Annotated in this window: 8 protein-coding genes and 1 pseudogene; 4 read left to right on the forward strand and 5 right to left on the reverse strand. The window is 71.4% G+C overall.

Annotated features, from left to right (window positions below):
* Positions 1-79: 79 nt before the first annotated feature.
* Positions 80-964: a PfkB family carbohydrate kinase gene (locus PROKR_RS28110; protein ID WP_036970466.1), complete on the reverse strand. Its 885-nt coding sequence runs from the start codon at positions 962-964 to the stop codon at positions 80-82.
* A gap of 54 nt (positions 965-1,018) precedes the next feature.
* Between PROKR_RS28110 and PROKR_RS28115 the strand changes: the two genes are divergently transcribed.
* Entirely contained in the window at positions 1,019-1,636 is a 618-nt protein-coding gene (locus PROKR_RS28115) for a DinB family protein (RefSeq protein WP_051433452.1), read from the forward strand.
* Here PROKR_RS28115 and PROKR_RS28120 read toward each other — a convergent pair.
* Positions 1,600-2,403 (reverse strand): MerR family transcriptional regulator, encoded by an 804-nt coding sequence (locus PROKR_RS28120; RefSeq protein WP_036970472.1) that lies wholly within the window; start codon positions 2,401-2,403, stop codon positions 1,600-1,602. The genes PROKR_RS28115 and PROKR_RS28120 overlap by 37 nt on opposite strands.
* Between PROKR_RS28120 and PROKR_RS28125 the strand changes: the two genes are divergently transcribed.
* Entirely contained in the window at positions 2,402-2,935 is a 534-nt protein-coding gene (locus tag PROKR_RS28125; protein ID WP_211240264.1) for a hypothetical protein, read from the forward strand. The two genes, PROKR_RS28120 and PROKR_RS28125, sit on opposite strands and share 2 nt — an antisense overlap.
* Before the next feature lie 17 nt (positions 2,936-2,952).
* Here PROKR_RS28125 and PROKR_RS28130 read toward each other — a convergent pair whose 3' ends face one another.
* Both PROKR_RS28130 and exaC read right to left on the reverse strand, forming a co-directional pair.
* Positions 2,953-3,360, reverse strand: coding sequence for a DUF779 domain-containing protein (locus PROKR_RS28130; protein ID WP_051433453.1), 408 nt, complete (start codon positions 3,358-3,360; stop codon positions 2,953-2,955).
* A 95-nt stretch (positions 3,361-3,455) separates the two neighbouring features.
* Positions 3,456-4,979 carry an acetaldehyde dehydrogenase ExaC gene (exaC, locus tag PROKR_RS28135; protein ID WP_036970476.1) on the reverse strand — a complete coding sequence of 508 codons (1,524 nt, stop codon included), beginning with the start codon at positions 4,977-4,979 and terminating at the stop codon, positions 3,456-3,458.
* Positions 4,980-5,215: 236 nt separating this feature from the next.
* Here exaC and PROKR_RS28140 point away from each other — a divergent pair, with 236 nt between their 5' ends.
* Complete coding sequence (locus tag PROKR_RS28140) at positions 5,216-6,838, forward strand: vWA domain-containing protein (RefSeq protein ID WP_036970478.1); 1,623 nt, start codon at positions 5,216-5,218, stop codon at positions 6,836-6,838.
* Positions 6,839-7,112: 274 nt separating this feature from the next.
* On the opposite strand, the gene PROKR_RS28145 is transcribed toward PROKR_RS28140, so the two are convergent.
* Positions 7,113-7,742, reverse strand: coding sequence for a hypothetical protein (locus tag PROKR_RS28145; protein ID WP_036970479.1), 630 nt, complete (start codon positions 7,740-7,742; stop codon positions 7,113-7,115).
* A gap of 289 nt (positions 7,743-8,031) precedes the next feature.
* Between PROKR_RS28145 and PROKR_RS28150 the strand changes: the two are divergent.
* Positions 8,032-8,702: pseudogene (locus PROKR_RS28150) on the forward strand (transcriptional regulator); the annotation flags it as partial.

Here is an 8,702-nt window from a genome sequence, read left to right on the forward strand (position 1 = left end):
ATCCCGAGCACGGCCGCGGCACCCGCGCCGCGGGCCTCGGCGGCGATCTCGGCGGCGCGCTCGACGAGCTCGGCCGTCGTCAGGCGCACGGCACGTACTCCAGCCAGGACCGCGGGCCGATGTGCTGCACCCGGATGGAGGCGACCCGGACGCCCTCCTCGACGGCGGCCTCCAGCCCGGCACCCTGGGCGAGGGCGACGGACAAGGCACCGTGGAACGCGTCGCCCGCGCCGAGGGTGTCACGCACGACGACCTCGGGCACGTCGGTGGAGCCGTGCCGCCCGTCCTTGTCGCACCAGGTCACCGGGTCGGGTCCGTGCGTGGTGACGACGGCGCGCGACTGGGCGGCATCCTCGGGCGCGCGGAAGTCGGCCGACCGGGCAGCGACGTCCGCGGAGCCGAGCAGGTCGGCGAAGACAGGGCGCCAGCGCCCGGCGTCCAGCACGATCAGGGGGCGGGGCTCAAGGGCCAGCGCATAGGCGAGCACACTGCGCGCGAGGTCGGGGTGGTGCCCGTCGAGCAGCACCACGTCGGGCCGCGGCAGGGTGTCGAGCTCGGCGGCCGTGACGTCCAGGCCGTTCGTGAGCGTGGCGTCCGGTGAGACGACCGACCGGTCGCCGGTCTCGTCGTCGACCATCACGGCCGAGACGGCGACGGGGATCTCGCGGCCCCGTGCGGTGTCGTGGATCTCGACCCCGTGGTGCTCCAGGTCACCCCGGGCCGCTGAGCCGACGGGCCCGGTCCCCATCGCGCTGATCAGGAGCGCGCGCGCCCCGAGCGTCGCGGCGATGACGGCCGCGTTGGCCGCGGGGCCGCCCGCGGAGACGTCCTGGCGGACGGCCGTGACCTTCTCGTTCCGGCCCGGGCGGACGGCGCTACGGTGGATCACATCGAGCGTCGTCAGACCCGCGAACCAGCAGGTCACGGGCGGTTTTGGGGGAGCTTGGGCGGGGGTGTCGCGCATGGGCAGAGGCTACCTTTGAAACCGGGTGTCAGAGACCGAGCGTAGTGTCCGAGCATGACGACGACGGAGCCGACCATACCGCCCGGACCAGCGACTACCGTGTGGCGCGACCTTCTCCTGGATCAGCTGACCTTCTACTGGGACTTCCACCTCTGGCCGCGGCTGGAGGGCCTCACGGACGCCGAGTACCTGTGGGAGCCCGCCTCGCCGGCGTGGAGCGTGCGCCCCGGGCCGGACGGGGAGCCCCAGCTCGAGCAGGAGGTGCCCGAGCCGGAGGTCCCACCGGTGACGACCATCGCGTGGCGCATGGTGCACGTGGGCCGGGACGTCTTCGGGCGACGAGCCCGCGCCCTGTTCGGCCCGACCGCGGCGCCGCCCGACGCCGACATGTTCGACCCCCGGCACTGGCCCGAGGCCCCGATCACCGCCGACGCCGGCCTGGCCATGCTCGAGGAGGGCTACCGGTCCTGGCAGGCCGGCATCGCGGCGCTGGACGACGAGTCGCTCCAGCAGCCCATCGGCCCCAAGGGTGTCGGGTACGCCGACTTCCCGATGGCGGCGCTGGTGACCCACCTCAGCCGCGAGGCCATGGCGCACGGGGGCGAGATCTGCCTCCTGCGCGACCTCTACCGGGCTCAGCTCGCACCCTCGGGGCCGACGCCGGCCGGGTAGGCCCGCGCTGCGAAGACCCGCAGGGTCTCGCGCACGAACCGGGCGCCCTCGGTGCCGCCGTAGTTCGCGGCGAACCGGTCGTCCGCGACGTACATGTCGGCCAACCCCAGCAGGTAACCGCGGTCGGGCAGTCGCTGCCCGGCGCCGGGCGTGCCCGGAACCCCGGCGAGCCAGTCGGCGTGCCGTGCGGCGAGCGCCTGCGCCTCGTCCGACGCCGGGTCGGTGCCGGCCACCGCGGCATCGGCCCAGTCCCGGCTCAGCGCCTCGACGCGGCCCTTCCACTCCTGCTGCTCCTGCTCGCTGAGGCCGCGCCACCAGGTGTCGCTCTGCCGGTAGGCGTCGCTCCCCCAGCGTTCGGTGACCTCCTGCTCGTACCGGGTGTGGTCGAAGCCGTCGAGCATGTCCTTGGCCATGATGTGTCCCTCCGTGGTGTCGGGGTCCTTCTCGAGCGCCGCGACGGTCCGTTCGACCGACGCGATCTGCCGGGCGAGCCGGCCCTGCTCCTCCCGGAGCGACACGAGGTGCGTGCGCAGTGCCTGCGCCTCGTCCCGTTGGGTGTCGAGCACCTCGGCGATGTCGCCGAGGCCGAGCCCGAGATCACGCAGCAGCAGGATCCGCTGCAGCCGCACCAGGGCGGTGCGGTCGTAGCGGCGCGGCCCGCCGTCCGTCGTGCGAACGGCGGGCAGCAGTCCGACGGCGTCGTAGTGCCGCAGCGTCCGGCTGGTGACGCCGGCCAGCCGCGCGATCTCCTGGATGGACCATTGCATGTTCCTCACCGTAGAGGTTGACGTCGCGTCAACTTCAAGCCCTTCGCCTCGATCCGCCAAGAATATTCATCTGTGGATAACCAGCATCAAACACCACCCAGCGCCAACACTGGTTCTCATGACAGCTCTGAGCGAGTTCACTCCCGACCATCCTCTGGCGGACGACGACGCCCTCCTCGCATTCGCCCGGTTCGTGCACGGCGACATCCGGCCGCGCCGCCGCACCCTCTGGTTCGTGCTGCTGGACGGCGAGCGCCGACCGCTGCCGGTCATCGTCCCCGTGGACCTGGTGCCGGACGAGCCCGAGGTGCTCGCGGTGAACGACCTGGGCCAGGTGTGGCACGACATCCTCCAGAGCGAACCGGGCGCGTCGGTGTTCGTGATGCTGGAACGGCCCGGCACCGCCTCGGCCTCGATCACCGACCACGCCTGGTTCGTGGCCCTGCGGGACACCGCGGCCAGGCATGGCCTCGCGCTCGCCGCGTTCTTCCTGGCGACGGCCCACGATGTCGCCAGGCTGGACCAGCCCTGAAGGCCGCGCCCGCCGGGTCAGTCCCGCAGCAGCTCCCACTCGTCGTCGGTGAACAGCCGCGACCGGATGAGGAACCGCACCCCCTCGGGCGCCTCGACGCTGAAGCCGGCGCCACGGCCCGGCACCACGTCGATCGTCAGGTGGGTGTGCTTCCAGTACTCGAACTGGCTGCGGCTCATCCAGACCGGAACCGTGAACGAGTCGATCGCGAGGTCACCGAGGTGCACGTCGGCGTCCCCGGTGATGAAGTCGCCGTCCGGGTAGCACATGGGCGACGAGCCGTCGCAGCAGCCGCCGGACTGGTGGAACATCAGGTCGCCGTGCTTGTCCCGCAGCCGCACCAACAGCGCGGCGGCGTCGTCGGTCACGGCGACCCGTGCGGGCGGCGAGCCGGCCGCCTGGCCCGGGCGAACGTCGTCGGACATGGAACCTCCCTGAGCTCGGAGCTGGACCCGGACTGCCGGGCGGGAGGCGGGGGACGTACCGGCCCCTGGCCTCCCGCTCGGCGTGCGCCGCCGGCCTAGAAGAAGCCCAGCTTGTTCGGCGAGTAGCTGACCAGCAGGTTCTTGGTCTGCTGGTAGTGGTCGAGCATCATCCTGTGGTTCTCGCGGCCCACGCCCGAGCCCTTGTAGCCGCCGAACGCCGCCGCGGCCGGGTACGCGTGGTAGTTGTTCGTCCACACCCGGCCCGCCTCGATCGCGCGCCCCGCCCGGTAGGCGTCGGAGCCCGACCTGCTCCATACGCCCGCGCCCAGGCCGTACAGGGTGTCGTTGGCGATCTTGATGGCGTCGTCGAAGTCCGCGAACTCCGTCACCGCCACGACCGGCCCGAAGATCTCCTCCTGGAAGATCCGCATCTCGTTCTTGCCCTCGAAGATCGTGGGCGTCACGTAGTAGCCGCCCGCGAGGTCACCCTCCAGCTCCGCCCGGTGCCCGCCCGTGAGCACCTTGGCACCCTCGGCCCTGCCGATGTCGAAGTAGCTGAGGATCTTCTCGAGCTGGTCGTTGCTGGCCTGCGCGCCGATCATCGTGTCGGTGTCCAGCGGGTTGCCCTGCTTGATCGCCTCGGTGCGTGCCACGGCGTCGGCCAGGAAGTCGCGGTAGATGTCACTCTGGATGAGCGCGCGCGACGGGCACGTGCACACCTCGCCCTGGTTGAGGGCGAACATCGTGAAGCCCTCCAGGGCCTTGTCGTAGAAATCGTCGCGCGCCGCGGCGACGTCGCTGAAGAAAAGGTTCGGCGACTTGCCGCCCAGCTCCAGCGTCACCGGGATGATGTTCTGCGACGCGTACTGCATGATCAGGCGCCCCGTCGTGGTCTCGCCCGTGAACGCGATCTTGCGGATCCGCGACGAGCTCGCCAGCGGCTTGCCCGCCTCCGCGCCGAACCCGTTGACCACGTTGACCACACCCGGCGGCAGCAGGTCCGCGATGAGCTCCATCAGGAACAGGATCGACGTCGGCGTCTGCTCGGCCGGCTTGAGCACCACGGCGTTGCCCGCCGCGAGCGCCGGCGCCAGCTTCCACACCGCCATCAGGATCGGGAAGTTCCACGGGATGATCTGCCCCACCACGCCCAGGGGCTCGTGGAAGTGGTACGCGATCGTGTCGCCGTCGATCTCGCTGATCGAGCCCTCCTGGGCCCGGATCGCGCCCGCGAAATAGCGGAAGTGGTCGATGGCCAGCGGCATGTCCGCGTTCAGGGTCTCGCGGACCGGCTTGCCGTTCTCCCAGGTCTCGACGACCGCGAGCTCCTCGAGGTGCTCCTCCATGCGGTCGGCGATCTTGTTCAGGATGATCGCGCGCTCCGTGACCGAGGTGCGTCCCCAGGCCGGCGCGGCGCCGTGCGCAGCGTCGAGGGCCCGGTCGATGTCGTCGGCGTCGCCGCGTGCGACCTCGGTGAACGTCCGCCCGGTCACGGGGGTGGGGTTCTCGAAGTACTGCCCGTTGGCCGGGGGTACGTACTCGCCCCCGATCCAGTGGTCGTACCGGGGCCGGAAGCTGGCGATGGCACCTTCGGTACCTGGGGCTGCGTACACGGTCATGGTCTGCCTCCTCGCAGGATCTCGCGCCCACCCCCGGGATGCCCGACGGCGGAGCCACGCCCCGGGCGCACCGGTGCACCCGAGTGCGGTGAGGGTAGGCAGCGGGGCGTTGCATCGGGGTTGCAACCCGACCGTGACCTCACGGCGGCAAGCACGACGCGGGCCGGCACATGTGGACAGATGAGGACAGATCGCCGGACCGACGCCGCGCGACGAGCCGAACCCGAGGAGAGGCCATGCACCTTGTCACCCGCCGCACGTCCCCCGCGCTCCCCCTGACCGTTCCCCTTGCCGCCGCCCTGACCGTGGTACTGGCGCTCGCGGGCTGCACCGCGGGGAGCGACGAGTCGGGGACCGCCGGGCAGACGGCGAACCTGTCGGCCCCCGACATCGCCCCCGCCCCGGAGTTCCTGGACGGCGAGGCACCCGGCGCCGAGCGGCTCGTGCCGCCCGGACCAGGCGGGGAGCCGACCGGCCCCGCGGTCCCGGACGGCGAGGAGTACGACGACTCCCCCGAGTCACCGTTCCTGGACGTCGCCACGAGCCCGCTGTCCACGTTCTCGGCCGACGTCGACACGGCGTCGTACTCGAACCTGCGCCGCCAGGTGAACCAGGGCGTGGCGCCGCAGGGCGTGCGCATCGAGGAGCTGGTCAACTACTTCGACTACGGGTACCCGGCGCCCGGGGCCGGTGCCGAGCACCCGTTCTCGGTGTCGACGCAGGTCGCGGCCGCCCCGTGGAACCCGGAGCACCAGCTCGCAATGGTCGGCGTGCAGGCCACGGAAGCCCTTCCGGCGTCGGAGGGCAACAACATCGTGTTCCTGCTGGACGTGTCCGGGTCGATGGACGAGCCGAACAAGCTGCCGCTGCTCGCGGAGTCGTTCGGGCTGCTGGTGGAGCAGCTCGACGAGGACGACCGGGTCTCCATCGTGACGTACGCGGGCGACAACCGCGTGGTCGCCGACTCCGTGCCGGGCTCGGAGCACGGCGTGCTGGTGGACCACCTGCGCTCGCTGCGGGCCGGCGGGTCCACGGGCGGCGCGGCCGGCCTGACCACGGCGTACGAGCTGGCCGAGAAGAACTTCGTGCGTGGCGGCAACAACCGGGTGATCCTGGCGACCGACGGCGACTTCAACGTGGGCCCGTCCTCGCCCGAGGAGCTGACGGACCTGATCGAGGCGGAGCGGGACTCCGGGGTGTACGTGTCCGTGCTGGGCTTCGGCATGTACAACCTGAAGGACAGCACGATGGAGGCCATCGCCGACCACGGGAACGGCAACTACGCGTACATCGACACGCTGGCCGAGGCGCGCAAGGTGCTCGTGGACGAGTTCGGCTCGACGATGTTCGTGGTGGCCCAGGACCTGAAGCTGCAGGTCGAGCTGAACCCCGCCACGGTGAGCTCGTACCGGCTGATCGGGTACGACAACCGGCGGCTGGCGGACGAGGACTTCGACGACGACACCAAGGACGCGGGCGACGTCGGCGCGGGGCACTCGGTGACGGCCTTCTACGAGCTGGTCCCTGCCGGCACCGCGGCGGGCTCGGGCGGCGACGTCGGCGGCGACCTCATGACCGTGCACGTGCGCTACAAGACGCCGGACGGCGGGACGACCGGCGCGAGCACCGAGGCAGAGTTCCCGGTCGGCGCCGGAGCATTCACGCGCACCCCGACGGCGGACTTCGCCTTCGCCTCGGCCGTCGCGGAGCTCGGGCTGATCGCAACAGGGTCGGAGTACCGGGGCCAGGCCAACCTCGACGCCGTCCGGCAGCGGGCTGCGGGTGCGCTGGGCGCCGACCCGTACGGCCTGCGGGCGGAGTTCGTCGACCTCGTCGGGGCCTACTCGGCCCTGGGGTGAACTCGATGCGGGCGACTATTGCGCGCGACGCCGATTCGGTGCGGCCTATCAAAAGTCATCCGGAATGCGCCGCAAGTAGTTTACCAACCATGGACCGAGCGGGAACTTTCATCCGGACGTGGTCAATGCATTTGGGGATACCTGCCCGGACGGGCCGGTCCGGTTATGCGGCCGATTGCCGTTCTCGGCGCGATTCGGTCCCCGAGTTCGTTCTCGAGGCGGACCGAGCGCTCCCGGCAGCCGGCGGGTCGCGGTGCTGAAGGAAAGAGTGCCGTCAGGAGGCGTCGCGCGCGGTGAGGATCGTGCGGTTGCCGACGGGGTCGCGGGAGTCCAGGGAGCGCTGTGCGCCCTGCGACTGCTGGACCATGTCGACGGCGACCCGCAGGTCCTCCGCGGCCCAGTCGAGCGAGCTCTCCATGTGGGTGGCCTGGGCGAGCAGGGTGCGGGCCTGCGTCTCCGACGTCGGCGGGGCGTCGGTCAGGCGCTGGGCCACCGCCTGGCGCGCGTCGGCGAGCGCCTCGGCGAGCACGTCGCGCGTGGCCGGGTCCGCGACCTGGCCCTCCGAGTGCTCGTAGACCCGCTCGGCCGTCTCCATGACGGCGACGAGGTCGTGCGACCGGGCCGAGGTGCTGGTGACCTGGGTGTCGATCTGGGCGGTCAGCGTGACGATCCGGCCGGTCTCCTCCGCGCGGGCCGACATGGCCCACAGCGTGACGGCGACGGCCAGGGCGGTGACGATCGCCGCGCCGAACGTCCAGCGCCGGCGGCCACGTGCGCCGGCCAGGTCGGGGCCGGCGTCGGCCTCGTACGGCGGCGCGGGCGTGTCGAGCGCCGGCAGCTTCGCCGGGGCGACGGGCAGTTGCTGGCGCGGACTGTCTCCGGCCTGTTCATCAGTCTCAGACATCTGCGATTCCGGTCTAGCTAAAGCGATGGTGTTCAACTCTTCCCCCAAAGAGAGCCTTCGTGAAAACTATCTGTCGGACGCGAAGCCCGTTTAACTACCGGTGCTAATGACGCTAAGACTACTTTTCCAGTCCCGCCTGTCGAGAGCGTGATGCCTCTTCGATCTGTGGAAAACCGCTCTGAGACGGTGGACAACTTGGGGATCACGGTGGACAACCTGTTGATGAACTTGGTCCGATGCCTACACTGGCGTGGTTCGACGACGGCGTCGGGACAACGTCAGGGGCAGCATGCAGCAGGTGCCACACCGCGACGCGCGCTGGGTTCGCGCGGCCTATGAGAGCTTCGTCGGTTCCGCCGGCTCCCAGGAGCCCGACGGGATCGACCCGGTCGTCGCGGCGTCGTGGTTGCGGAGCCTGCGCAACGGTGTGGATCCCGACCGGCCGAGCGCGGTCCCGGTGGCGGCGACGGACGACCTCGACGACTACCGCAGCTCCCATCCGCTGGCCGTCGCCATGCCCCTGGTACGCGACCTCGTGGGCGGCGCGACCGGCGACGGCCTGGTGGTCGCGGTCTCGGACGACGTCGGCCGGCTCCTGTGGGTCGAGGGGCGCGGCCAGGTGCGCTCCGCCGTCGACGGCGTCGGGTTCGTCGAGGGCGCCGTCTGGCGCGAGGAGTCGGTGGGCACGAACGCGCCCGGTACCGCTCTCGCGACCCGCCGTCCCGTCCAGGTGCTCGGGGCCGAGCATTTCGCCCGGCCGGTCCAGCGGCTGAGCTGTACCGCGGCCCCGGTGCACGACGCCGCCGGCGGGATCATCGGCGTGCTCGACCTGACCGGCGGCAACGCTGCCGGGTCCCACGTGGCCCTCGCGCTCGTGCGCGCCACGGTCGCCATGGTCGAGCGCGAGCTCGCCCTCCGCGCCACGGGCGGTCCAGAGGCCGGAGGCGCGCCCTGGGCCGA

Source organism: Promicromonospora kroppenstedtii DSM 19349, assembly GCF_000515355.1.
Classification (GTDB): Bacteria; Actinomycetota; Actinomycetes; order Actinomycetales; family Cellulomonadaceae; genus Promicromonospora; species Promicromonospora kroppenstedtii.